The following is a 25,573-nucleotide window of genomic DNA, read 5'->3' on the forward strand; positions in this document are numbered from 1 at the left end:
CGAGCTCCTCGGAACATCACCGACGAGCAGTACGAACAGATAGCAGGAGACAGAGGTGAACAGGATTTTCAGAACCGTGGGTGCAGCCGCACTCGCGGCAAGCACGGTGCTTCTCGTCGGCATGCAGGTTCACGCGGAGCCCACGCGCGCGACCATGCCGGACATCAACAAGCTCGTCCATTACACGACGGTCGAGCGAGGCGAAATTACCGAACATATCATGACCACCCAAGAGGCGATCGAGGCCGTCAAACGTGGCGATCCCATTCCCAACGGCACCCACGTCGCCCTGGTCGACTACCGTGACGGCAAGGTGTTCCGCTACTTCATCATGGAGAAGGGCGAGGACTGGGGACAGGATTACGACGAGAACCGCCGCACCGCCGACTGGCAATTCCAGTGGTTCAAGCCGGATGGCACGATCAATGCCGATGAAAACACCGCCCGCTGTCAGCGATGCCATACCTCTCGGTCCGACAGGGAGTTCCTCTACACCTTCAACGACATGCGGCGTTTTGAACTTAAATGAACGTTATCTTTCGGGTCCGCCTGCTCCTCGACCTCATAGCCGTCGGACTGATCATCGCGTGTCTGGCGTATTGGTGGCTGGACAACCTGACGCACGAGCTTTTCGGCACCGCCCTCTTCGCTCTGGTAATCGCCCACAACATCTTCAATCGCCGCTGGTACGGCGGCCTCAAGAGGCGAAAGCTGGACGCAACGCGGATCGTCAATCTGTCAGCAATAACCGGGCTTGCTGTCGTGATGACGATCATGCTTGTGACGAGCGTCCTCATTTCCCGTGAGCTCTTCCCGTTTGCCGCGCTCGACGGTGCCTTCGCCGTGCGGGAGATCCATATGTTCGCGGCTTACTGGGTATTGCTGATCATCGCTATTCATCTCGGAACACGTTGGCAGGTGGTGATGAACGCCTGCCGTGAGATCGTCGGCTTATCCGAACGTAATGCGTTTCGCACGGGGGCCCTGCGCATGGTGACGCTCGTCATAATCGCATGGGGCGTGAGAAGTTCTTTCGAGATGACGTTCGGATCGAAGCTCATGCTGAGCTATTCGCTCGACATGTGGGACTTTAACGAGTCAACCTTGGGGTTCTTCCTGAACTACGGTTCAATCGTCGGGCTGTTTGCCGCTACGGTGCATTACGGCTTGATGCTGGCCAAGAAAGCGAAATGAGACAGTTTTCCAAAGGGGCTGACCGCGAGGTCGGGCAGCCCCTTCTCATTTCAATGGCCGGTCATTTTCAACACCGCTTCAGGAAGACGCTCGCCCTTGATTTCGATCTTCGACGCTTCCGCGTCGATCTCGGCAATGTCTGCGGGCGAGAGGAGCAGTCTGGCGCCACCAATATTCTCGTCAAGACGGTTCAGCTTCGTTGTTCCCGGGATCGGAACGATCCAGGGCTTACGAGCCAGCAGCCAGGCAAGAGCTACCTGCGCGGCCGTAGCAGCTTTACGATCAGCCATGCCTTTGATGATTTCCACAAGAGCAAGGTTCGCCGCGCGTGCCTCCGGAGAGAAACGCGGCACTGCATTGCGGAAGTCGCCCTCCTCAAACGTCGTGTCCTTGGTGATCTTGCCGGTCAGAAACCCTGCGCCGAGCGGGCTGAACGGAACGAAGCCGATTCCGAGTTCTTCCAGTGTCGGCAGCAGTTCCGTTTCCGGTCCGCGCCAGAACAAGGAATACTCACTCTGCACCGCGGCCACAGGCTGGACTGCATGGGCACGGCGAATTGTCTGGATGCCGGCTTCCGACAGTCCGAAATGCCTTACCTTTCCGGCTGCGATCAGGTCTTTGACGGCGCCTGCGACATCCTCGATCGGCACGTTCTGATCGACACGGTGCTGGTAGAACAGGTCGATGCGATCGGTTCTGAGGCGCTTCAGAGCGGCGTCGGCAACGGCCTCGATGTGTTCCGGCCTGCTGTTGGTCCCGCCCCGGCGCTGGCCTGTCTGCTGGTCGATGTCGAACCCGAATTTCGTCCCGATCGTCACCTCGCCGCGGATCGGCTGCAGCGCCTCGCCTACCAGAGCTTCGTTCGCAAAAGGCCCATAGGCTTCCGCCGTGTCGAAATGGGTGATGCCGCGCTCATAGGCGTCGTGAATGAGCTTTATCATATCGGCCTTGTCCACGGGCTGGCCGTAAACGCCGGTCATTCCCATACAGCCAAGCCCCAACGCGGAGACTTCCAGCCCATTCCTGCCAAGCACACGCTTTTCCATAGCGTTTCCTTCAATGTCGATGTCGTTAATTTCAAAGAGATCACGGTCGACGTGCATATAGCTCCACTGATACGCCGCCATTAGTGGCGGCGATCGGGATGCGGTAATAAGCGTGGCTTATGAATGCTTTTTCAGGGACGAGATCGACATGAGATCCCGGGATATTGCGCGACCGTTATTGCCAACGTCCCCGCGCTCCATGATGGCGATGATGATCAACCACACGCAAATTTTTAGTAGCACACGCTAACATACTCTCTATATTGATATTGCGTTGTCGAACTTAATCGCAGGATCAGTGATGGCGATATGGAGGCCGGTGGTGAGTGGGATCTCTCTGAGATGAGCAATGCGCAACCTGGCCGCCAGCATTCTCAAGAGGCCACAAATGATTGGACGGACGGCCTCGCTTTTTTTGATCGGCAGTTCAGACTTGCCGATATCGCGAACAGCGTGCTGAAATCCGCATCCGGCGAAAGCAGCCCGTCCCTTTGGGATGTCTATCCGGAATTGGATAGGACGGCAGTTTCCGACTATCTTCAATCCACACCTGCGCGGCCGCTGTCTCTTACCAGCGATCTGGGCAATGGCGCGTTTCGCGAACTGACCTTTCATTCGATAGGCGAATTTTACGGCGTCGTGCAGACCTTTCGCACGGGCGACAAGGACGAACGCGCGACCTTGCTGCATCAGGCGACGCACGATCCACTCACCGGGTTGCCGAACCGACGGCGGTTCGCAAGCGATCTGTCGGATGCGCTCCTCGACATTGACGGCGGGGATGAGGCCATGTGCCTGATGCAACTCGATCTCGACGATTTCAAACCGGTCAACGATACGCTGGGGCATCCAGCCGGCGACAAGCTGCTGCAACTGGCAGCGGGCCGGATCAGGGACTGTCTGTCCGGGACAGAGAGGGTGTACCGGCTGGCGGGAGACGAATTCGCCATCATCTCCGCTGGCTCACAACGTCAGCAACGAAGCACGGAATTGGGCAACGCTCTCGTCCAGGCCTTCAAGCAGCCTTTCACGATCGACGGCATTTCGGTTTTCGTCGGGATGAGCATCGGTATCGCAATTGCGCCGCTGGACGGGGCCGATCCCGAAACGCTGATGAAGGCGTCCGACGTGGCGCTCTATGCAGCAAAGAAGGAGGGACGCGGCAGGGCCAGCGTCTTCGATGCCGCAATGCTGCAGATCATCGAACAGCGGGAACTGCTGCGAAGAAGCCTTCGGATCGCACTCGAAAAGAAACAGTTTTCGATCGAATATCAACCGATCGCGCAGAGCGACCGGCTCATCGGCTTTGAAGCTCTGCTGAGATGGCAGCACCCGCTGCTCGGGGACATCCCTCCATCGGTGTTCATCCCCATGGCTGAGACAGACGGATTGATGAGTGACGTCGGGCTTTGGGTTCTGGAAAAGGCTTGCCGCGAAGCCTTGAACTGGCCGGACGACTACATCGTCGCCGTCAACGTTTCCGCTGCCGAGTTCCTTGCTGCCGGTCTGACCGATAGGATTTCGCAGGTCCTCGACATGGTCGGGCTTGCCGCAGACCGCCTTGAACTTGAAATCACCGAGAGCGTTCTCCTGGAACGAACGGTCAATAATCTCGACACGCTCAACACCCTCAGCATACTCGGCATCAAGATCGCGCTGGATGATTTCGGCACGCAGTATTCCTCGCTGAGCTACCTCAAGAATTTTCCTTTCGACACGCTGAAGATCGACAAATATTTCGTTTCCGACCTCGAGGCCAATGCGAAGAGCCAGGCTATCGTTCGATCGGTCATAACGCTCGCGCACGATCTGGGCATGGATGTCACGGCGGAGGGCGTGGAGACGGTCGAACAAGCCGATTGGCTACGCAGCCTGGGATGCGACCGTTTCCAGGGGCATGCGATCAGCAAGCCCCTGTCGGTCGGCGAGATTGGCCAATTCGTCGCGAATTCCGAGGTCTCGATGAACGCGATAACCTCAGCAGCCGCCCGTCACCCCTAAGAACTTTTGGGGCCGTCGGTCTCGCGCCTTCCTTAAAGAGCGGACGAATATGATCATGACCGGACAACCCGCCCTTTTCCGACAGACCGCATTTCAGGGCATGGCGGCGCTTGTATTGGATGTGGGCTTCTTCACCTCGCAGTTTCGCCTCTGCGACAAGATCGCCGAGTATCTTGGAGATCTCGTAGCCCAATCTCACGACGACCCCGCCCGCTACGCCAACTTCAGCGCCTCGCTGATCAATGAAGTCATAGAGCTGGCTTTTCGGTCAGTTCACAGTGGAGACAGGGTCGAATTCAATCTGCTCAAGGGCGATGACAGTGTGTATCTGCGTGTCGGCTTCCGGTGTAGCGAAGAGCAGCTGGCTCTATTGAGGACGGTGGATCGATCTCGTGGCTCAACGCCATTTCCTGAACCGGCTCGAGATCTGATGGCTTTGGCGCACGCCGTCGGCGTTGATGTTCATACCGAAATCGACAGAGATGACCACATAACGCTGACTTTGGAATTCGTGCTGTCGGAGGGTCCACGTTGAATCGGATCTCTTCATCGTTTTCCGCCGAATTTGACGAGACAAACCAGGAAATCGTCCTAAGCGGAAAAATGCGTCCGCAATCTCCTCGGGAGATGACTGGCGTGATTGATGTCATCCAGCGCAGCCTCGACGGAAGCGGCAGGATCATCTACCTGAACGTCAAGCGCCTCACCCACCTGAACATGACTGCGTTCAACGCGCTTGCAGACCTTTTGAAGATCGCCTGCAGGGCGGATCCGCTGCGAACCATCAAGGTCGTTACGTCAAGCGTCATCCCATGGTCTGCGCCTCTTTTCGAAACATTGGCGTCCAAAGAGCCCAATCTCTCCGTCGATATCTACGATTCCGCCTTCTACCCAGGCCAGACATTCGTGGAGGACGAAAGCTTCATTCCGATCCTTCGAACGCAGACCAAAATGACCTGGCGGCATGAACGCGACATCCTGCCCCGGCACGGCCTGCGTGATGGGCTGGCCGTCGCAGACATCTGCTGTGGGATAGGAGATTTCGCGACCTTGATAAGACGGGAATTCAACCCGACGCGCCTCGTTGCCCTCGATCATTCGAAGAAGAGCCTCGACTATGCGCGCCGGGTCGCCGCGGAGTTCGGCCTGAACTCGATCGAATATACCTATGGGGACGCCTCGCAGATGCTGCTGGCGGATGGCCAGTTCGATTTCGTCACGTGCCGTCATTCACTGCAGATTTTCGACCGGCCCGATGTCCTGCTTCGTGAACTCTATCGGATCTGCAAACCCGGCGGACGGGTCTACATCACAAATGAGAAGAACTCCCATTGCCTGGGAGAGCCGCATGCGGAATCCATCCGCTGGACGTATGAGCAGGTTGCCAAACTGTTCAGCCATTTCGACATGGATGTCGAAATGGGACCGAAGAGCCGGCGCCTCCTCAACGACGCCGGCTTCGACGACATCAAGGTCGAGTCTTTCATGGTCACGAACCTTGACGGCGATCCGAGAGATTTTGCCGACATCATCGAAGCATGGGAAAATGTCTATGCCGGGCAGATGGCGGTACGCCGGGGCGACCCTCCCGAGTTCATCCGCCGGTTTCGGCAAGGTTTCAAGGACCACGTTCTCGCAGCACTGCATCCGAAAGGATATGCAGGATGGCCGATTTGGGCAGCATCAGGTCGGAAGCCGTATTGATGAACAGCGTATCGAGCAAGAACCGACCGTGGCGTTCCTTCCGGGCCAAATTCATTCTTGTGGTCGGCAGTGCCGTGCTGGTCGACCTGCTGATCAGCGGGGGGCTCGCTCTTTGGAATGTGCAGCGCCTGTCGCGTGACGCCACCGAAGAAGTCGGCCATGGGCTTGAGCAGGCGAGCCAGGATTACATTCGCACCTACGCAGATTCCACCGTAGCCCAGGTCTCGCTGCTTCTCGATCAAGTGCATAGCGACGTCGGCGTTCTTGCCGGCGTCCTGCAGGAGCAGATCGACAATCCCAGGCAACAGATTGACATAGGATCAGCGATATCCGGCGTCTCCCCCGGCAGCGTAGAGCTCTCTTTCGACCCCGCCGGGCAGTGGGCGCAAAATGCCCCCGGCTCTCCTTCTGTCGTAAGCGCATGGGGCTATCTCCTGAACGCGGATCACAATCCTCGACCCGACGTTCTGGCCGACATTCGCGCAAGCTCGGTCCTTGATCTGGTCGCACCGAGCCTTCTTAAGAACGGAGCGTCCAAGCTTCAGATGTACTATATCGGCCCGAAGGAGCGGCCGATCTTCAGGACCGCGCCCTATACGGATCAGGCACAGACGTTCGATCGGCTCTATCCCGGTCATAACGCCGCAAATTTCTGGGACTTCTTTTTCCCCGGCCTCTATGAAACATGGCAGAGCCAGGCAACCGGCCACACAGGTCAGGCTATTCCCGTCGAGATCACCCAGACCGCGCCCTATACGGACGCCATAACGGGAAAGCTGATCGTCAGTTTCTTTCAGCCGCTTTGGAGTGCCGACAGACGGAGCGTTGCGGGGACGGCGGGCACCGACATCACGCTCGATCAGCTTGCCGAGACGGTGGAGAATGTGAGGGTGGCAGAGACGGGCTTCGGCTTTCTTGCGATGTCCGACGGGAACGTGGTTGCCATCAGCGGACGCGGAGAGAAGACGATCGGCCTGCGTTCAACAAGCGATGCGAAGGGGACCGGCGTCACCGGTCTTGAACGCTCTCTCAAGGGCAGCTCGCAACCAGCCATCGCACAGCTCGCGAGTGATCCAAGGGACGGTATCCGGCATATTTCGCTGGATCAGAACGGAGAGCCGGTTCCGTTCATGGTGATCATGAAGACGCTTCCCTCGATCAATCTCTGGGAGGCCGGCAAGGTCAGGAAGGATGCCATGTCGCTCGGCATCGTCGTACCGGAACGCGAGATCTATGCCTCACTCAACGCCGCACAGGCCGAAATTTCCGAGGCGACGAACCGGATCGTTGTCTACCAGTTGCTGGCGATCCTGCTCTCCCTGGTAATCGTCACTCTCGCAGTGTTCGCTGCGTCGAAGCGCATCACCAGCGGGATCAGCGCCCTTGCAGGTGCAGCGCAGCGCATTCAGTCGAAAGATTATTCGGTTCGCGTCGCCGTCACCAGCCGCGATGAGGTCGGGGAGGCAAGCGAGGCGTTCAATCGAATGGCCGAAGACATCAGCTATCATACGGAAAACCTTGAGCGGCTTGTAAAAGAGCGAACCGCCGAAATAGAGGACGCCAAGGAAGAGATCTCGATACTCAACGCCCAATTGAAGAGCGAGAACCAGCGCCTGGGAACAGAGCTTGCGGTCGCCGAAAGAATTCAGATGATGGTTCTGCCGCTCGCGGCAGAACTGGCCTCTTCGAAGGACCTCGAAATTGCAGCCTATATGAGCGCTGCGGATGAGGTGGGAGGTGACTATTATGACGTTCTGGAGTCGGAGGGACGGTTCAAGATCGGAATAGGCGACGTCACCGGCCACGGCCTCGAAAGCGGCGTGCTGATGCTCATGGTTCAATCCGTTGCCCGAGCGCTGCAGGAAGCAGGTACGACCGACCCGGTGAAATTCCTCGTCGACCTCAACAGCGCCCTTTTCAAGAATATCGTTCGCACAAGGATAGACAAGCATCTGACACTGGCCTTCCTCGACTACGACGGGAAAGACATGCTCATATCCGGCCAGCACGAGGAGGTGATAATCGTGCGGGCGAATGGCGATCTGGAACGTATCGAGACGATGGACCTGGGCATTCCAATCGGCCTAGACTCCGACATATCTGCCTTTGTGAGCACTCGCAGAATTCCGCTGGAGAAGGACGACATCATCGTTCTCCATACGGATGGTGTTACCGAGGCGGAGAATGCGCATGGCGAGCTCTTTGGCATCGAGCGACTTTGCAAGGAAGCTGTACGGTTGCACCAACAGAGCGCGGATCGGATTGCCACCGGCATCATCGACACGCTCATGAGCTATATCGGTTCACATAAGATCCATGACGACATCACCCTTCTCGTATTGCGACACAGGTAGACGCGGCATGTCCAGAACCATATTGGGAACCACTGATTTGGCGGAAACGAGCCTTTCTTCCGGCGCCTGCCTGACGCTCATGGACGGCCCGCTTGAGCTTGGCTGGCGGCTATCCGGCCTGACGTCGGATTTCCTCGCCGAGGCAATGGCACTTCCATTTACAGGCTCGAAGACGCGGCATGCAAACGTACATCACAGCATCGAATATCTGAGCAATGAGCTGATAGAGAATGCGCTGAAGTTCCGACAGCCGAGCGACATCGTCATCGAAGCCTGTGTGGATGCCGATCTCTTTCTGATGCGGGTACGCAATGAAATCGATTCCGAGACATCCACGCGGTTTCAGAATCTCCTGACCGACATACTGTCGGCTGATCCAGGAGAACTCCTCATTCAGCAGATCGAGGCAAATGCCGCATCCAACGCCAGCGGCTCGGGCCTGGGCATCCTCACCCTTCTTGCCGATTATGGCGCCGAATTGGCGTGGGAGTTCGAGGGAGCCAACAACCAACGCATCCAGCTTACGACAACGGCGTCAGTGCAGATACCGCTGGCCTGAAACAGGTGAAACGAGATGGAAATAAGAGACGAGAACTTCCGTGTATGGGCGGAAAATGAATGCGTCTATTTTGACGGTGTGCTGCGACTAGCGGGGCCAGATGCGTATTCGCCGATCTATTCATTGGCGGCGTCACTTTTGCATGAGGATCATGCGCGAGTGATATTCGATCTGACAGGGCTGGAGTTCCTGAATTCTTCCGGCATCAACCTCCTGGCAAAGCTGACGATTGAAGCGCGAAAGAAGCCGGAAATTCAGCTGGTGATCAAGGCCACCACGCAATATCCTTGGCAGTCGAAATCGCTGCCGAACTTGAAGAAGCTCTATTCCGGGCTGGACCTGCAGCTTGCCTGAGACCGTTCCGGTATGTGAGCCGCCCTAAAGAGCGGCCTTGGGGTGGCGACGTCATGTACAGGTTCAAAGCCGGATAGCAGCCTTCTATCGCCGCTCACAGTGCGCACTCCGGCCGGCCGCCTGCCCTTAGGGTCTGAGATCTCAGCGGCAAAAGGCAAACAGACAGCGAGCCGATCCTCCCTGTTCTTTCTCCAGAACGCAACGATCAGCGCTTAAATAAAGTCGAAGCATCATAGGCGCCAAGGAATTCGAGACAGGATACTTGCCAGTATTATCAATTGACTTGCCCGTAACTTCATTGTCTCCTTCGATCCTGGGACGTGGGCGTATTTGACGATTGAAGGCTGATGCCATGTCTTCGTTCGGCGATTTAGAGGCACGATGACGACATTGGCGAAGGCACGATTTGCGCAGATTGTGCTGCCACGCATCGATGAGGGCTACCGCTTGGCGCGTTGGCTGACCGGCAGCGCCACGGACGCGGAAGATGTCATGCAGGAGGCCTGCCTCAAGGCCTATCGAGCGATAGAGAACTTTGCCGAAGGCAATGCGCGGGCATGGTTCCTGACCATCGTTCGCAATGTGGCCTATTCCTGGCTCCAGCGGCACCGGCCCGCAAAATTCGTTTCGCTCGAGGACGTCTCCCTTGACCTGCAGCTTGAAATCGAAACAGGCGGCCTGATGTTCAACGCGGTGCCCACGCCGGAGGACGCTCTTCTTGACAAGCAGAGGGCGGCCGAACTCCAGGGCGCAGTGGAGGAGCTTCCCCTGCATTTGAGGGAAACCGTGGTACTCAGGGAGTTCCACGGACTAAGCTACAGGGAGATTGCATCGATCAGCAAAGTGCCTATCGGAACCGTCATGTCGAGACTTGCCAAAGCACGTCAGTCCCTGATTTCCCGTTTGAAGGAGATCGAGCATTGACCATCGACAGCGAAACAATGCTGCTGCTGAATGCCTATCACGACGGGGAACTGTCGGCAGGGGAAGCGCTTTCGATGCAACACAGGATCGAGAGGGAGCCTGAGCTTGCGGCATTTGCGGCCCAGTTCCAGCGACTTTCTTCCGAACTGATTGATGTCTTGCCCGGCGAGCCTGCACCGGAACATCTGCGTGGAGCGATATTCGCTTCGCTTGCCGATGACCTGGTCGGTGGCAGTGACGAAGAAACGGACAAAAAGACTCGCGAAATGGTCGCGAAGCCCGCCGAGGCGTCAAAAGCCCCGCAGTGGCGTTCGATAGCAGCCGCCCTGCTGATCGGCATCATAACTGGCGCTCTCGGTGGAACTTACGGAGCCCGCCTGATGTCGGGGGACACGCGGGCCGCGCAGATCGAGAACGAAATACTCGCCGCACATTTGCGCGGATTGATTGCTCCGCAACCGTTCGACATTGCCTCCTCGGAAAATCATGTCGTCAAACCATGGTTCAACGGCAAGACGACCATCGCACCCACAGCTCCGGATTTCGCTGCTCAGGGCTTTCTCCTCGTCGGCGGCCGCGTGGACGTGATTGGTGGCACACCCGTCCCGGTGATGGTTTACAAGCGTCGCCAGCATACGATCAGCGTCACGGTGACAACGGCCGCCAACGGAAGTGCCAACGAGTCGAGCGCCATCACCGGCACCAATGTAAGGAGCTGGACGGACGGAGGCCTCACCTATTGGGCGGTATCCGACCTCAATCCGGCCGAGCTTTCATCCTTTGCCGATCTCTACCGGAGGAGGCTTGCAGGCGCCGGATAAAATAATTTCCACCAGCCGCGAATAAAGCGACAGGCGCGCCGGTTTACACCAGCGAACGGGGCTGGGGATTTCCATGAGCGCAATGGCATGCCTTCTGGCGGGTATCGGTGCCGGACTTTCGATTGCGATGCCTTTTGGTCCAACGAGCATGATGTGTGTCGAGCGCACGCTTGCGGACGGAATGCGCGCTGGTATGGCGACCGGGCTCGGCGTGGCGACAGTACACCTGAGCTACAGCACACTGGCGCTTCTCGGCGGCATGACGCTGATGAGCAAGCCGGAACACGCAAGTCTTATGACGTTTGCCGCCGGGCTGCTGCTCCTCTATTTCGCTGCCCGCCTATGGCGGCGAGAGCTTGTGGCGGCCACGCCCAACGGTGTTCCTGCAAGCTTTGCCCGAGCTTATTGCGGAGCGGTCTGCTTCGGCTTTATCAACCCGGTAACGCCAGCGCTCTGCGCTGCATCCCTCACTGCTTTTGCAAGCCAGATCGCAGCACCGGGCGGGCTTTTGCCAATCGGCGTGTTCGCAGGTTCCTTAGCATGGTGGCTGACACTCAGCATCGGCATATCACGCCTAAGACAGCGCCTCAACCTGGGAACGCTCGCGCTTGCGAACCGTGGAGCGGGGATCCTCCTCGCAATTCTGGGATTGTCCATGCTGGCCACAAGTTTCGCGGGCCTGGCGCAAATTGTTTCCTGACAGCGGTCCCGATGTCCAAGTCCGCTCTCGATGAAAGCAACAGAACAGCGTTCGGGCCAACCCCACCCGAGATGCTGCTTGATGGAAGGCCGCGTCTCTCATGTCTCCGCGCGGCCTTCCATCATCATCGGCACAAATTCCGAAGGGCGCAAAGCTTCGCAGTGAACTCGTGGACGAAAGAACAGGACCCGGACACCGGACGACCTGCAACGAGGCCCTTCAGGCTATTGCCTCAAGGCCGCGATCCCTCCATATGAACCCGATGACTGCTGATTCTAAGATATTCGTCGGCCTCAAATCGACCCGAAAAAAAACGACAACCAGAACCGAGCCCAGCGGCCCCAAATGCCATTGGGACGGTTGTGAACGTATTGGCCACCATCGTGCACCGGTTGGGCAGGAAGGTGAAGGCCTGTTCTTTATCTTCTGTCTTGAGCACGTGAAGGAATACAACAAGGGCTATAACTACTCGAGTGCACTCTCCAGCCCTGAAGTTGCGCGCTATCAGAAGGAGGCCGCGGTCGGAGGTCGCAGGTCTCTCGGAAGCGTATTCACGCAGCCGGAAGAAGCCCCGCTTCCGTCGACAGCGCGTTCCGGTTCGGCAAAAACAATAAACGCGCGAAAGTCTGCAGAGCGGGTTCAGGCGCATAAGGTCGAACTGCAAAAGCGCAAGCTCAGGGTCCTTGAAGCGAGGGCATTTGAAACGCTCGGCCTCTCGGAAGACGCGACGCCAGAAGAAATCAGGCGGCGCTACAAGGAGCGGCTCAAGCAGCTGCATCCCGATGCCAACAACGGAAGCCGAGCGTCCGAAGCTCAACTGAAAGCCTCCATCGAAGCCCACAAGCTTCTCAAGCTGAACGGCTTTTGCTGATAACAGCCTGATGCCGAAATCGCGCCGACGGCCACATACCGTCGGCTCCCGGTATCTGAGACGTCACCACCGCTACATCCAGCAATTGGTCCGAAGCATATCCGCCGATTCTTCGCACGGATCATGGCGACATGCATGTATCAGCTGAAATCATATCTCTTTCTCGTGAAATCTCCATGCATGCGACCATCTCGCTTATGGTCGACTTGCAAGCATCAACACCCCCCGAGTTCGGGCCATCGGTCAGGCAAGGCGTCAGGAACGTGAAGGAACATTGGTGACTTTCGCAAGAAGGAGGGAATCGGATGAACTTCGTCGAATGCTTGGAGTCCGCGCCTGTCGTTCTGACAGAAGGCGCTATCGTAACACGGCTTGTTCATGAATTCGGCCTTCCGACACCTGACTCCGCCGCATTCGCCCATCTATTCAGTCAGCGCGGACGCGAGGCACTGGCCGAAATCTATCGTAGCTATATGGCAATATCGGGCGACTTCGGCCTTCCCATGCAGGTAAGCACACCTACATGGCGCTCCCATCCGGATGCGCTGCGGCGCCTCGGGTTTTCCGATCCTGACGACCTCAGGCGCGTGAGTTCGGAGGCCGTTTCATTCGTCCAGCGAGTCAGGCAGGAAATGGGCTTGGAGAGCCAGATATACGTAGCGGGCGTGGTCGGGCCGCGTATAGATGGCTACGATGCGGCCAACGCTCCCGATGCGTTTGAATCCGAAAGCTATCATCGTACTCAGACGCGAGAACTCGCGGCAGCCGGCGCCGATCTTCTCTATGCACCGACCTTCCCCGCGAGCGCGGAGCTTCTAGGGATCGCGCGAGCATTTGCATCGACGGATCTGCCCTACGTGCTCGCACCGATTGTCGATGCCGGAGGACGCCTACCGGACGGCACTTCAATGGCGGAAGCTGTCGACCTCATCGACGCCAATGTCAGCCGGTCGCCGGTTCATTTCATAGGCGGCTGCGTGCATCCCAGGCACTTTCAGGCTGGCGTCGCTATGACGACCTGGCCGAAATCGGCACGCGTGCAGGGCCTACAAGGCAATGCTTCGGACCTGCCTCCGGGCGTACTTGACGGCCTGGACCGCGTCGAGGGAAATAACCCTGAAGTCTTCGCAGATCTGATGGCGCATTTGCACGCAGGCGGAATGAAGGTTCTCGGCGGCTGCTGTGGCACCAACGAGCAGCATATTCGCGCAATCGCACGCCGATTTATCGCCGAGAAAGTATAAATCGGCGGCATTTACGGGTTCGGACCAGGAGACCGCCGTAAAGTGGCGCCAATAGTGGCTGAAGGAATTCGCGTCCTCGAAGAGAGGTGAACCATCGAATTCCGGCAGCTAGAGCTTCGCCGGCAACTCGATACCGAGACGCTGCGCGTGTGGCACGAGCGAATCCATGATGCCTGTGTAAAGCACCACGCCTGTCTCCAGCGCGCCTCTCTTTCGTGCCGCCGCCGCTTCCCCCGGCAGCCTTACTTTGCTGACACCCGGTCGAGGGGGATTTGCCCGGCAGGCATCTGCCAGCCAGCCGGTCTGGCGCAGGAAGGCATCCTTGCCGCCAAAGGCCGCCGGGTCCCACACCTGCACGGTGACGGCCGCATTCGTACCCTTCGGGGCATCTGCCCGGCCATAGCCTGCGAGCCCCTGCGTGATCGCTTCGGCGATCAGCGCCATGCCGTAACCCTTCTGGCCGTGGTCGATGCCGCCCGTCGGCAGAAGCGTGCCGCCAGCCTCAAGCACCTTCGGATCGCGTGACGGATTGCCTTCAGCATCCATCAGCCAATCGGCCTCGTATTGCCTTCCCTCACGGATCAACCGCTGCGCCATGTTGACGGTGGTGATCGACGCCGAGATATCGACCAGGATCGGGTCCCCCGGCGTCGGAATTCCATGCGCGACCGGATCAGGCGTATAGACGCCCTTAAGTCCGCCGAAGGGTGCAACCTGAGCACCCGATGGCGACGAAGACGCAATCGATATAAGCAGCCCCTTCTCCGTGGCGAGCGACAGATAGGCCGCGAGCGCCCCGATATGATGGCTGTTGCCGATAACGACCGTCGCCGTGCCGAATTCCCCTGCCCTTTCGACAGCAAGCTTTACGGCTTCGGAGGTCAACCAAGCACCAGGCAGGCGGTTGCCGTTCCAGCAGACGGATGCGCCGCGATCGCTTACCGTTTCAAAGCTCCCGGTCCTGGCCATAATGCCGTCGGCAATGCTTTGCAGATACCATCCGGCAAGCGCCAACCCATGTGTCGAATGCCCCATCATATCGGCCTCGACGAGATAGGTGGCGACTGCGGTGGCCTTGTCGTCATCAAGGCCGGCAGCCGAGAAAAGCGAATGTGCGAACGCAAGCAGGGCATCGCTGGAGTAACGGGGATCGGTCATCTGTCGTATACCTCCGGATTGAGAACGCGAGGCGACCTGCGCCCGGCGATGAAGTCCTTGATGTCGCTGATCACCATCAGGCCCACATTCTCCAGAGCTTCCAGGCTGTCGGCGCCGCTATGGGGGGTGAACACGACATTCGACAGCTTGAAGAGCGGTTGCGACACATCGGGCGGCTCGGTGACGAATGCGTCGATCGCGGCGCCGCGAAGCCTGCCCTGGGCGAGAGCCTCCGCCAACGCATCGTTGTCGACGACCTCACCGCGCGCGAGATTGAGAAGGCATGCCCCCGGCTTCATCAGGGCAATCTGCCGCGGTCCGATCAACGCCGTATTCCCGGTGCCGCCGAATACGTGCAGCGATACATAGTCGGCACGGGACAGCAACGCATCGAGTTCGATAATCTCGATGCCATGCTCGGCAACGAACGCTTGATCAGGATAGAGATCCGAAGCGACCACTGTCATCCCGAGCGCGATCGCCTTGCGGGCGAGAAGCTTGCCAATATTGCCCAGACCGACGATGCCGAGCACCTTGCCGCCGATCTCGGTTCCGGGCTTGCGGTCCCAGCAACCGGAGACCACGTTCATATGCCCGTATGGAATGTTTCTCGCCACCGAGAACATCATGCCCACCGCCAGTTCCGCAACGGCATTGGAGTTGGCGCCTGGTGTGTTGGTAACCGGATATCCCCTCGCCGTGCAGGCAGGAATATCGACATTGTCGACCCCGACGCCATGCTTGAGCACCGCCTTGAGCCGCGAAGCGCCGTTAACTGTCGCCGCATTGACAGGTACCAGCCCGGCGACGAGGAAGTCTGCCCGGCCGATATGTTCAGACAGGCCACCATCGGGCAGAGCCGTATCAGTGCAACGGATGATTTCCCAACCGGTTTCCTCAAGCAATTGCGGCAAGCGGCCGTGCCGCCCGAAACCGGGCGACGTCGTTACAACGACAATCGACATCAGCTTTCCCCTTACAGCAAGCCGAACTTCTTCAACGTTTCGCCGATGTGGGCGTCCTGTTCGGCGTTGGGCAGAAGGGCCGGCTGGCGGCTGGCGCCAACGGAGGGATCCTGCAGATAGAGCGCACGCTTGACCATGGCCGGCGGAAAACCGTGGGCGTAGAGGTCGGTGCGGAAGGCAGTGTAGATTTCCTGCTGGCGCTGGGCTTCCTCGAGATTGCCCGAATTGAAGCCGCCGACGATGCCAGCCAGAACATCCGGCATGGCGTTGCCGAGGCCGGAAATGCAGCCGGCGGCGCCGTTCTGCAGCGACCACAGGACCAGATGGTCGGGACCGGAATAGACTTCGAAACCTTCGACGTCCTTGGAAACCTGAAGATAGGCGGCAAGGGTTTCCTGCGCGCCACCGGAGCCCTTGATGCCGGCAATGTTGCCGTGGGTCGCCAACTTGCGGGCGGTTTCTGGCTCGATATGGTTCTGGGTGCGGGCCGGGATGTCGTAGAGATAGACCGGCGTGTTGACGGCATCGGCCACGGTCGAAAAATGGCGGATCAGGCCGTCCTGCGTACAGGCGATAAAGAAGGGCGTGATGACGGCAATGCCGGTGACGCCGCTGCGGTCGAATTCTTTCGCAAGCTGCAAAGTCTCGAAGGTGGCGGGCATGCCGGCATTGACGATGACATCGACCTTGCCGCCGACTTCATCGACCACCTCCTCCAGCAGTCTCACCTTTTCGCCATAGGTCAGCGCGGTGAAATCGCCATTGGTGCCGGCGCACATGATGTTGTTGCCGGCCGCCACCTGACGGCGCACCTGCGCGCGGGTGGCTTCGTAATTGATGGTTTCGTCGCCGTTGAAGCATGTCACGATCGCGACAAAAGCTTTCTTGGTCATCATTCTACTCCGGTATCAATCAAATCAGGATGCTGTTGCGAGGCGCGCATTGCGATTGGCGGCCTGCACATCCGGGTCGGGATCGAGGCTGGCGGCAAGAAGGGCCTGCGTGTAGGGCTTTTGCAGATTGTCGAACACCTGCGCGACGGTGCCGAATTCGACAACCTCGCCCTTCTGCATGACCATCACGTAATCGGCAAAGTCGCGCACCAGCGGCAGGTCGTGGGCAATGAAGATGAAAGCGATGCCCATCTCCTTGCGCAGCTTGTCGAGCAGCGTGATCACCTGTGCCTGAACCGAGACGTCGAGTGCCGAGACGGCCTCGTCGCATACGATCAGCTGCGGTTCGAGTGCCAGCGCGCGGGCAATGGCGATACGCTGGCGCTGGCCGCCCGAAAACTGGTGCGGATAACGGCCCATATGTTCGGCGGAAAGACCGACCTGACCCAACAATTCGGCGACGCGTTCGCGCCACTTGGCCTTGGGCAGAATTTCCGGGTGGATGACCCAGGCCTCGGAAATCAGCTGGTAGACCGTCATGCGCGGATTGAGCGACTGGGTCGGGTCCTGAAAGACCATCTGCAGATCGCGGCGCAGCTTGAAGAGTTCGCCCGGCGACATGGTGAAAAGGTCTTTGCCCTTCCACTTGGCGGTGCCGCCATCGGCCTCTTCCAGGCGCAGCAGGATGCGGGCGAGAGTGGATTTGCCCGAGCCGCTTTCGCCGACGACAGCGACGGTCTCGCCGGCCTTCAGGTCGAAGGACACGCCCTTCAGCGCTTCGAAGCCGCCGTAGAACTTTTTCGCATCCTTTACGCTCAGAATGGCGTCGCCCGAAGCTTCAGGCTCATGCATGTCGCCCTTGCCGGGGGCGGCGGCGATAAGCTTTTTCGTATAGGCGTGCTGCGGGTTGTGATAGACCTCGCGCACCGTGCCGCTTTCGACCAGCTGGCCCTTTTCCATCACGACGACGCGGTCGGCGACTTCCGACACGACGCCGAGATCGTGGGTGATGATCAGCACGCCCATGCCGGTTTCGCGCTGGAGTTCCTTGAGGAGAGCCAGCACTTCCGCCTGCACCGTCACGTCGAGCGCGGTGGTCGGTTCGTCGGCGATCAGCAGGTCGGGTTTCAGAGCAAGCGCCATGGCGATCATGACACGTTGACGCTGGCCACCGGAAAATTCGTGCGGGTATTTGTCGAGCGCGCGTTCCGGCTCGGGCAGGGCGACGCGTTTGAAGAGGCGGAGCGCTTCGGCCTGGGCCTGCGTGTTGCCTATACCGTGGGTTTTGAGCGCCTCGCGCATTTGCCAGCCGACCGTGTAGACCGGGTTCAGGTGGCTGAGCGGGTCCTGAAAGATCATGGCGATGCGGCGGCCGTTCACTTCGCGGCGCTGTTCGGGATTCATCTTGAAGAGATCCTTGCCGTCGAGCAGGATTTCCCCGGAAGAGATCTTGCCGGGCGGCATGTCGATCAGGTTCATGATCGCCGAAGACGACACAGACTTGCCGGAACCGCTTTCGCCGAGGATGGCCAGAGTTTCGCCACGATCGAGATAATAGGAGATGTTGCGCACGGCATGCACGACACCCGATACAGTGTGAAAATCGACCGAGAGGTTGCGGACTTCGAGAAGATGATCAGCCATTTTTCGGTCCTTTCATTTCCAGGCGCCAGCGCTGGAGGGGGTCGAGCGCGATACGCAGCCAGTTGGACAGAAGGTTGAGCGAGAGCGTGGTGAGAATGATCGCCAGACCCGGCCAGAAAGACAGCCACCAGGCATTGGTGAGGTATTGACGGCCCTGAGAGATCATCAGGCCCCAGGTGATTTCCGGCGGCTGGATGCCGATGCCGAGGAAGGACAGCGCACTTTCAGCGAGCATCACATAGGCGAAATCGAGCGTGGCAAGCGTTGTCAACGTCGGCAGAACCACCGGCAGGATGTGGCGGAACAAGATTCGCTTCGACGATGCACCCATGACCTTTGCGGCCTGCACGAACATGCGGCTCTTGATCTCCAACACCTCGGCACGGGTGGTTCGGAGGTAGACGGGGATACGGGTGATCGAGAGCACGAGCATCAGGTTCAATATGGATGAGCCGAGGATGTACAGCACGATCACGGCCACCAGCAGCGACGGGAAGGACATGATGACGTCGGCCAGCCGCATGATGATCTGGCTCACGCGTTCCGAGGCGAAACCGGCGATCAAGCCGAGCAGGGTGCCGACGATGGCCGAGATCAGCACGGCGCCGGCGGCGACCATGATGGTGTTCTGCGTCGCGACGATGATGCGCGGCCAGAGCGGGCGGCCGAGCGCATCTGCGCCGAGCCACATGAACCATTCGCGGTCGAACATGAAGGGCGCGAGGTTGCGGCCCCGCAGGTTCTGCTTGGTGGCGAGATCATCGAGCAAAGTCGGGCCGATGATCGCCATGACGATGACGAAGACGAGGAAGATGGCGGCGCAGAGCGCGAACTTGTCGGCCCAGAGCATGCGCGCCATACGTACGATGGCGCTCGGTTCGTCTGCTACGGTGGTGTCTTTGGTCGTGGTGGATTGGATGGCCATAGTCATGTCGATCCTCAGTAGCGGATGCGCGGATCGAGAAGCGCGTAGGCGAGGTCGATCACGAGGTTCATGAGGAAGATGGCAAAAGCGGTGACGAGGATCGCCGCCAGCACGACGTTGAAGTCACGCTGCAAAATGCTGTCGATCATAAGCTTGCCGACGCCGGGGAAACCAAAAATGGTTTCGATGACGACGGCGCCGTTCAAGAGGCTTGCGGCTTGGTCGCCGATGACGGTGATGACCGGCAGCATGGCGTTGCGCAGTGCGTGGACAAAAATGATCGGGCCGGATTTGACGCCCTTGGCGCGGGCCGTCTTCACGTAGGCTGATGACAGTGCCGAAATCATCGAGCCGCGCACCACCTGAACGATGATGCCGAAGGGCCGCACGAAAAGCACGCAGATCGGCAATATCCAGTGGGCGAGCGTGCCGGTGCCGGACGTCGGCAGCCACGAGAGCTGAATGGCGAAGACCACGATCGCAACGATGGCGAGCCAGAAATCAGGCACAGACGCGCCGATCAGCGAGACCATCGAGGAAAAGCGGTCGAAGAAACCGCCGGTGCGAAAGGCGGCGAGCGAGCCGACGACGATGGCGCAGACCGTGACCAGCGTCATGGTGATGACGGCAAGCCAGAGTGTCCATGTGAAGGCTTCGAGAACGACATCGAGCGCGGGGCGGGCCTTGCGCAGGCTTTCGCCGAGATCGCCGGTCATGACATTGCCGACATAGGTGCCGAACTGCACGAGCAGCGGTTGGTCCAGTCCGTGCAGGGCGCGGAACTCGGCCTTCATTTCGGCGGACGCTTCGACGGGCAGGAAAAGCGACGCCGGATCGCCGGTCAGGCGGGACAGGAAGAAGACCATGATCAGCAGCCCGATCAGCGAGATAAGGCTGGCGAGGGCGCGTTTGCGGATGAATCTGAGCATTGAGACCTCGATCTTGCTGGAATGGACGGCGGCGGAACCACCGTCCATCTCGCTTCGATAGGGGCGATGGAAATCGCCTGACGATGGTTACTGCTTGAAGCCGATCTCGGAGAGCTGAAGCATGGAGTTTGTGGCGATGCTGGGCTTGAAGTCCAGGCGTTCGGACACACGCGAGTAACCGACCATGTGGAAGAGCAGGACGTCTGCAACGACGTCGTCATGCAGGTAGGCAATCAGTTCCGACCAAAGTTTTGCCCGCTCGTCGCCTACAGCCGCAGAGGCGCGCTTGATCAGATCATCAACCTTCGGATCGGAGAAGCCGGACTGGGTGCCATCAGTGTCGTACTTGAAGAACATCGTGAAGGACGGATCACCCTTGGAATTGTCGTGCATGGCAGCAACGATCTGAGGACCGCGACCTTCCTTGAAGGGCTTCGAGTAATAGACTTCATGCTCGGCAACTTCGACGAAGCGCAGTTCGACCTTGAAGCCGACATCCATCAACTGCGCCTGGATGGCTTCCATTATCTCCGTCACGTTCGGGAAATTGGCCGTACGGGCGATGATGGTGATCGGGGTATCGACCGGTACGCCGGCAGCCTTTGCTTCTTCAAGCAGCTTCTTGGCCTGATCCGGATCATATGGGAAGACCTTGACATCCGGGTTCCAGCCAAGCGTGGTCGGCGGCACGAGAGCCGTTGCAAGAACCGCATCCTGCGGCACCAGCGTGCCAATGAAGGCCTGACGGTCGATGGCGAGGTTCAGTGCCTTGCGGACCCGCACGTCATTGAGCGGCGCGATATTGTGGTCGAGACGCAGGTAAACGGTTTCGCTGTCGAGGTAGGAGAAGTCGGTCTTTTCGTTGGTGGCCTCGACCTGCGAGATCGACGGCGAAAGGTCCGCTTCACCGGCCTGAACCATGGCGGCTCGAACAGCCGGATCGGACCGGAACAGATAGGTTGCCTTGGTGACGGCCGGCTTTTTGCCCCAATAGTCGTCACGGGCATCGAGAACGATCTGCTGGCCGGGCGTCCAGTTGGACAGCTTGTAGGGACCCGTGCCAACCGGCTCACGCACGAATTCCAGCGGGGTGCCTTCCGGAACGATGGTGACCAGCGACATCAGCAGCGGCAGGATCGGCTGAACCGGATCAACCTTGAAATCGATCGTGTTGTCGTCAACGACCTTCACGTCGAATTTCATGCCACCGAAATAGCGCCGGGATTCGCAGACGTTCTTGTCGCTGAAGATGCGGTCAAAGCTGTATTTTACATCCCTGGCCCCAAACGTCTTGCCGTCGGAGAATTTTACTCCCTGACGCAGGTGAAAACGCCACGCGCCGTCGCCAGTCTGTTCCCATTTTTCAGCGAGGCGGGGCATGACGCCCTGCTTGCCGCGCATATCGAGCTCGGTCAGCGTTTCGCTGACATTTTCGATGATGACACGGCCGATATTGGAGCGCGTGGCCATGCAGGGCTCGAGCAAATCCGCCTCCTCTGGGAGGACGATCTTGATATCCGTCGATGCAGCATGAACCGGCACAATGCCGGCACCAAGCGCCAGGACCGAACCCAGAAGGGCTCCAAGCAAATGCGAAGTCTTCACGTCTGTCTCCTCCCTCTGGGTGCGGCTTTCGCACCTCCTCACTACTCATCTCGCGTCGGCATTGCTGCGCGCGACCTGAAGGCATTCCTCCTGAAGCCCTAAGCGCCGGTCAGGATGCCTCCGTCCTTTTCGCCGCCTGTTTGGGCTGGCCGAAACCATCGGATTTCTTCGCAAGTTTGTCAAATTAAATATCAAAAAACCCCGATTTGTACAAAATCAAAAATCAAAAAGATGTTTACTTTCAATAATATGATCTAGAAAAATGTGTCGTTAATTGCAAATTTAATATTTTTTCAAACTTGACAACTTTGTTATTGGCGTGATTTTCATGGGTTCAGGAGGATAGCTTATGACGCCTGAACAGATTGCAACCGCCATGACCGGCACAGTAACAGCCGCCGGAAAAGGGCGACATGAGGCCATACTGGCTTCGCCGATGATCCAGAACCATGCATCCTTCCTGCATCTGGCCGATGACGGCGCGCTGATCTGCGCCTGGTTTGGCGGCACACTAGAAGGAAAGTCGGATATCTCGATCTTCGCCTCGGTTCTGGCTAACGGGTCCGACCAGTGGGGCGAGCCACAGCGGCTGAGTTTTGACCCGAACCATTCCGAACAAAATCCCGTCCTGTTTGCGGCTCCGGGTGGCGAACTGTTGCTGCTCCATACCTCTCAGCCATCCGGCAATCAGGACGAATGCCGGATCCGCATGGCCGAAGTCACCCGCGATGTCTCCGATCCGACCAGACTGACAGCGAACGAAGGGCGCTATCTCGACCTGCCGCGCGGCTGTTTCGTTCGTGCACCTTTGGTGGTGCGGAAAGACGGCGCATGGCTGCTGCCGATCTTCCGCTGCATCCAGCGGCCCGGCCAGAAATGGAACGGCAGTCATGACCGCGCCGCGGTCGGCATTTCGCAGGACGGCGGCAGGACCTGGCGCCTGGAAGACCTTGAGCAATCGACCGGCTGCGTGCATATGAGCCCAATCTCGATCGGCGGCGGGAAGCTCGCCGCCGTGTTCCGGCGCCGTCAGGCCGATTTCGTCTACCGCACCGAAAGCGCCGATGGTGGGCGCACATGGTCAAAGCCGCAAGCGACCGATATACCCAACAACAATTCCTCGATCGCAGCGATCCGCCTGAAGAATGGCCGGATCGCGATGATCTGCAACCCGACCAATGCGGACATGTCGAGCGACCGCCGCGCCTCGCTTTACGACGAACTGGGCGAGGATGACGACCGGCCGGATGCCGATCCTGATGGCGGTTGCGTCCCGATCTGGGGTGTGCCGCGCGCGCCGGTGTCGGTCTGCATTTCCGACGACGGAGCCAAAAGCTTTTCGCAGCGGATCGTCATCGAAGACGGCCCGGGCACCTGCATGTCGAACAATTCCATCGACGGTCACAACAAGGAAATGTCCTATCCGTGGCTGCTCGAAGGACCAGACGGCAGTCTTCACATCGCCTACACCTATTACAGGCGCGCCATCAAATATGTTCGCCTGGCGCCGGGCTGGGCCAATACCGCAGTGGGAGAGCAATCATGAGCAATATCATCGGCATCACCATGGGTGACCCCTGCGGCGTCGGGCCGGAAATCACCGTACGCGCGCTGGTCGAAATGGACGATGCGGATCGCGCCGCCACCCGCATCTACGGCAACCTCCCGACGCTGGAAGCCGCCCGCAAGGCGCTGAACGTCGATATCGATCTTGCGCCTTATGTCGTCGACCTGCCAATCGAGGGCGCACCGCTGCCTTGGGGCAGATTGTCACCGGTTGCCGGTGACGCAGCCTTCCGCTTCATCGAAAAGGCGGTGCGCGACGCCGAAGCGGGCGCGATCGGCTGCGTCGTGACGGCACCGATCAACAAGGAGGCGCTCAACCTTGCCGGCCACCATTACGACGGCCATACCGGCATGCTGCGCAGCCTGACGAAATCGGCCGCCGCCTATATGCTGCTGGCGTCCGAAAAGCTGAAGGTCATCCACGTTTCCACCCACGTTTCGCTGCAGGAAGCCATCCGGCGCGCAACCACCGAACGGGTTCTGGCAACGATCAAGGCCGGCCATGATCACCTTAAACGCACCGGCTATGCGGCTCCGCGCATCGCGGTTGCCGGCATCAATCCGCACTGTGGCGAAAACGGCCTTTTCGGAACCGAGGATGACGATCAGATCGCACCGGCCGTTGCCGCGGCCCGCGCCGAGGGCATCGACGCCTATGGCCCGATCTCGGCCGACACCGTGTTCCACCGCGCCTATTCCGGCGCATTCGATCTCGTTGTCGCGCAATATCACGATCAAGGCCATATCCCGATAAAGCTCGTTGCCTTCGATACGGCGGTAAACGTCTCCGTCGACCTGCCGCTCGACCGCACCTCGGTCGACCACGGCACCGCCTTCGATATCGCCGGCAAAGGCATTGCCAACCACGGCAACATGCTGTCGGCCATCGCCTATGCCCGCAAGCTGGTAACGGGCAGCGAGGCCGGATCTTCAAAGGGAGGACAGGCATGAGCAGGGCTCCCGTCATTATCCTGCACCAGCCTAAAAGGCTGATCGTCGGTGCCGGCACGATCGCCGAAGTCGGCAACTGGGCCGGCGAAGTATTTTCGACATTGGTGATTACGACGCCGATCACGGCCGGGTTCGCCGATCGCCTGAAACTGCGTGGCAAGGTCGCCGTGTTCGACGCCATTTCCGGCGAGCCTGACATTGCCACGCTCCACGCAGCCCTGGCTGCGGCTCGGTCTGCCAAGCCTGATCTCGTCGTAGGTCTCGGCGGTGGTTCCGTCATGGATGTCGCGAAGCTGGTTGCAGCCCTTTGGGACGGCGACCAGACGCTTCTTGATGTTGCAGGCCCCAACAAGGTTGCCGGGCGTCAGACCGGGCTGGCGCAGGTGGCAACCACGGCCGGCACCGGCTCGGAAGCCGGCATCCGCTCGCTGATCACAGACCCCGTCAAGGGCAACAAGATCGCGGTGGAAAGCCCGTATCTGATTGCCGATCTCGCCGTACTCGATCCGGAACTTACCTATTCCGTACCGCCGGCGGTGACGGCTGCAACCGGCGTGGATGCCATGGCGCATTGCGTCGAAGCATTCACCAACAAGCGCGCGCATCCGATGATCGACGGGTTTGCCCGCATGGGCTTTCATCTCGTCGGCAAATATCTGGCTCGCGCAGTCAAGGATGGATCGGATCGAGAAGCGCGCGAAGGCCTGATGCTGGCCTCCTATTACGGCGGCATCTGCCTCGGGCCGGTCAATACCGCAGCAGGCCACGCCATCGCCTACCCACTCGGCACGCTACTGCACCTGCCGCATGGGCTCGCTAATGCCATTGTTTTTCCGCACGTACTGGGTTTCAATCAGCCGGTCGCGGCGGAAAAGACGGCGGAAGTGGCGGAAGCGCTCGGCCTCGGCACGGGCCTGTCGCAGGCGGATCTCAGCGGCGCGGCACATGCATTCTGTGCCGATCTCGGCATCGAGATGTCGCTCGCCAAACATGGCGCCACGGAAACCGACCTGCCGCGGTTTGCATCGGACGCCCATTCAATCCGTCGATTGATGGACAACAACCCGGTCGACATGAGTGTCGAGGATGTTCTTGCGATCTACAGGGCCAGTTTTTGATCACCGGCTACCGGAGGAGGAAGGCGGCGCGAGTAATCGCGCCGTCT

The 25,573-nt window shown here is 59.1% G+C and carries 24 protein-coding genes; 16 read left to right on the forward strand and 8 right to left on the reverse strand.

Annotated features, from left to right (window positions below):
* The first annotated feature begins 121 nt into the window (after positions 1-121).
* Both BM216_RS15395 and BM216_RS15400 read left to right on the forward strand, forming a co-directional pair.
* Positions 122-529 (forward strand): cytochrome P460 family protein, encoded by a 408-nt coding sequence (locus BM216_RS15395; protein ID WP_244530196.1) that lies wholly within the window; start codon positions 122-124, stop codon positions 527-529.
* Positions 526-1,194 (forward strand): DUF4405 domain-containing protein, encoded by a 669-nt coding sequence (locus tag BM216_RS15400; protein ID WP_093000055.1) that lies wholly within the window; start codon positions 526-528, stop codon positions 1,192-1,194. Before BM216_RS15395 ends, BM216_RS15400 begins: the two co-directional genes overlap by 4 nt.
* 50 nt (positions 1,195-1,244) lie before the next feature.
* Here BM216_RS15400 and BM216_RS15405 read toward each other — a convergent pair whose 3' ends face one another.
* Positions 1,245-2,240 (reverse strand): aldo/keto reductase, encoded by a 996-nt coding sequence (locus BM216_RS15405; protein WP_093000127.1) that lies wholly within the window; start codon positions 2,238-2,240, stop codon positions 1,245-1,247.
* A gap of 342 nt (positions 2,241-2,582) precedes the next feature.
* Between BM216_RS15405 and BM216_RS15410 the strand changes: the two genes are divergently transcribed.
* The 11 genes from BM216_RS15410 (at position 2,583) to BM216_RS15460 (ending at position 13,772) form a co-directional block, all read left to right on the forward strand.
* A complete protein-coding gene (locus BM216_RS15410; RefSeq protein WP_093000128.1) occupies positions 2,583-4,241 on the forward strand; it encodes a putative bifunctional diguanylate cyclase/phosphodiesterase in 1,659 nt (552 codons plus the stop codon).
* A 55-nt stretch (positions 4,242-4,296) separates the two neighbouring features.
* Positions 4,297-4,776: a hypothetical protein gene (locus BM216_RS15415; RefSeq protein WP_143102775.1), complete on the forward strand. Its 480-nt coding sequence runs from the start codon at positions 4,297-4,299 to the stop codon at positions 4,774-4,776.
* Positions 4,773-5,945, forward strand: a complete 1,173-nt coding sequence (locus BM216_RS15420; RefSeq protein WP_093000057.1) for a class I SAM-dependent methyltransferase — start codon at positions 4,773-4,775, stop codon at positions 5,943-5,945. The genes BM216_RS15415 and BM216_RS15420 overlap by 4 nt, the downstream gene beginning before the upstream one ends.
* Positions 5,945-8,299 (forward strand): SpoIIE family protein phosphatase, encoded by a 2,355-nt coding sequence (locus BM216_RS15425; RefSeq protein WP_093000129.1) that lies wholly within the window; start codon positions 5,945-5,947, stop codon positions 8,297-8,299. Before BM216_RS15420 ends, BM216_RS15425 begins: the two co-directional genes overlap by 1 nt.
* Before the next feature lie 7 nt (positions 8,300-8,306).
* Entirely contained in the window at positions 8,307-8,858 is a 552-nt protein-coding gene (locus BM216_RS15430; RefSeq protein WP_093000058.1) for a slr1658 superfamily regulator, read from the forward strand.
* Positions 8,859-8,873: 15 nt separating this feature from the next.
* Positions 8,874-9,212, forward strand: a complete 339-nt coding sequence (locus tag BM216_RS15435; protein WP_093000059.1) for a slr1659 superfamily regulator — start codon at positions 8,874-8,876, stop codon at positions 9,210-9,212.
* A 381-nt stretch (positions 9,213-9,593) separates the two neighbouring features.
* Complete coding sequence (locus BM216_RS15440; protein ID WP_093000060.1) at positions 9,594-10,136, forward strand: sigma-70 family RNA polymerase sigma factor; 543 nt, start codon at positions 9,594-9,596, stop codon at positions 10,134-10,136.
* A complete protein-coding gene (locus BM216_RS15445; protein ID WP_093000061.1) occupies positions 10,133-10,957 on the forward strand; it encodes an anti-sigma factor family protein in 825 nt (274 codons plus the stop codon). The genes BM216_RS15440 and BM216_RS15445 overlap by 4 nt, the downstream gene beginning before the upstream one ends.
* Before the next feature lie 73 nt (positions 10,958-11,030).
* Complete coding sequence (locus BM216_RS15450) at positions 11,031-11,657, forward strand: LysE family translocator (RefSeq protein ID WP_093000062.1); 627 nt, start codon at positions 11,031-11,033, stop codon at positions 11,655-11,657.
* A 262-nt stretch (positions 11,658-11,919) separates the two neighbouring features.
* Positions 11,920-12,528 (forward strand): J domain-containing protein, encoded by a 609-nt coding sequence (locus tag BM216_RS15455; protein WP_093000130.1) that lies wholly within the window; start codon positions 11,920-11,922, stop codon positions 12,526-12,528.
* Positions 12,529-12,833: 305 nt separating this feature from the next.
* Positions 12,834-13,772 (forward strand): homocysteine S-methyltransferase family protein, encoded by a 939-nt coding sequence (locus BM216_RS15460; RefSeq protein WP_093000063.1) that lies wholly within the window; start codon positions 12,834-12,836, stop codon positions 13,770-13,772.
* 108 nt (positions 13,773-13,880) lie between these two features.
* Here BM216_RS15460 and BM216_RS15465 read toward each other — a convergent pair whose 3' ends face one another.
* From BM216_RS15465 to BM216_RS15495, 7 genes are all read right to left on the reverse strand, one after another.
* Entirely contained in the window at positions 13,881-14,939 is a 1,059-nt protein-coding gene (locus tag BM216_RS15465) for an Ldh family oxidoreductase (protein WP_210217051.1), read from the reverse strand.
* Entirely contained in the window at positions 14,927-15,895 is a 969-nt protein-coding gene (locus BM216_RS15470) for a phosphoglycerate dehydrogenase (protein ID WP_093000065.1), read from the reverse strand. Before BM216_RS15470 ends, BM216_RS15465 begins: the two co-directional genes overlap by 13 nt.
* An 11-nt stretch (positions 15,896-15,906) precedes the next feature.
* The gene (locus BM216_RS15475; protein ID WP_093000131.1) at positions 15,907-16,788 is read right to left on the reverse strand and encodes a dihydrodipicolinate synthase family protein; all 882 of its coding nucleotides are present in this window, start codon (positions 16,786-16,788) and stop codon (positions 15,907-15,909) included.
* A gap of 24 nt (positions 16,789-16,812) precedes the next feature.
* On the reverse strand, positions 16,813-18,432 hold the full coding sequence (locus BM216_RS15480) for an ABC transporter ATP-binding protein (RefSeq protein ID WP_093000066.1): 1,620 nt from the start codon (positions 18,430-18,432) through the stop codon (positions 16,813-16,815).
* Entirely contained in the window at positions 18,425-19,357 is a 933-nt protein-coding gene (locus BM216_RS15485; RefSeq protein ID WP_093000067.1) for an ABC transporter permease, read from the reverse strand. The genes BM216_RS15480 and BM216_RS15485 overlap by 8 nt, the downstream gene beginning before the upstream one ends.
* Before the next feature lie 14 nt (positions 19,358-19,371).
* On the reverse strand, positions 19,372-20,286 hold the full coding sequence (locus BM216_RS15490; protein WP_093000132.1) for an ABC transporter permease: 915 nt from the start codon (positions 20,284-20,286) through the stop codon (positions 19,372-19,374).
* An 87-nt stretch (positions 20,287-20,373) separates the two neighbouring features.
* Positions 20,374-21,891 carry an ABC transporter substrate-binding protein gene (locus tag BM216_RS15495; protein ID WP_093000068.1) on the reverse strand — a complete coding sequence of 506 codons (1,518 nt, stop codon included), beginning with the start codon at positions 21,889-21,891 and terminating at the stop codon, positions 20,374-20,376.
* A gap of 349 nt (positions 21,892-22,240) precedes the next feature.
* Here BM216_RS15495 and BM216_RS15500 point away from each other — a divergent pair, with 349 nt between their 5' ends.
* The 3 genes from BM216_RS15500 to BM216_RS15510 are packed head-to-tail and all read left to right on the forward strand — an operon-like array spanning position 22,241 to position 25,526.
* The gene (locus tag BM216_RS15500) at positions 22,241-23,437 is read left to right on the forward strand and encodes a sialidase family protein (protein WP_093000069.1); all 1,197 of its coding nucleotides are present in this window, start codon (positions 22,241-22,243) and stop codon (positions 23,435-23,437) included.
* The gene (gene pdxA, locus BM216_RS15505; RefSeq protein ID WP_093000070.1) at positions 23,434-24,408 is read left to right on the forward strand and encodes a 4-hydroxythreonine-4-phosphate dehydrogenase PdxA; all 975 of its coding nucleotides are present in this window, start codon (positions 23,434-23,436) and stop codon (positions 24,406-24,408) included. The genes BM216_RS15500 and pdxA overlap by 4 nt, the downstream gene beginning before the upstream one ends.
* The gene (locus BM216_RS15510; RefSeq protein WP_093000071.1) at positions 24,405-25,526 is read left to right on the forward strand and encodes an iron-containing alcohol dehydrogenase; all 1,122 of its coding nucleotides are present in this window, start codon (positions 24,405-24,407) and stop codon (positions 25,524-25,526) included. The genes pdxA and BM216_RS15510 overlap by 4 nt, the downstream gene beginning before the upstream one ends.
* The last annotated feature ends 47 nt before the right edge of the window (positions 25,527-25,573 follow it).

It is taken from the genome of Rhizobium sp. NFR07 (genome assembly GCF_900111905.1).
In the GTDB taxonomy this organism is placed as follows: Bacteria; Pseudomonadota; Alphaproteobacteria; order Rhizobiales; family Rhizobiaceae; genus Neorhizobium.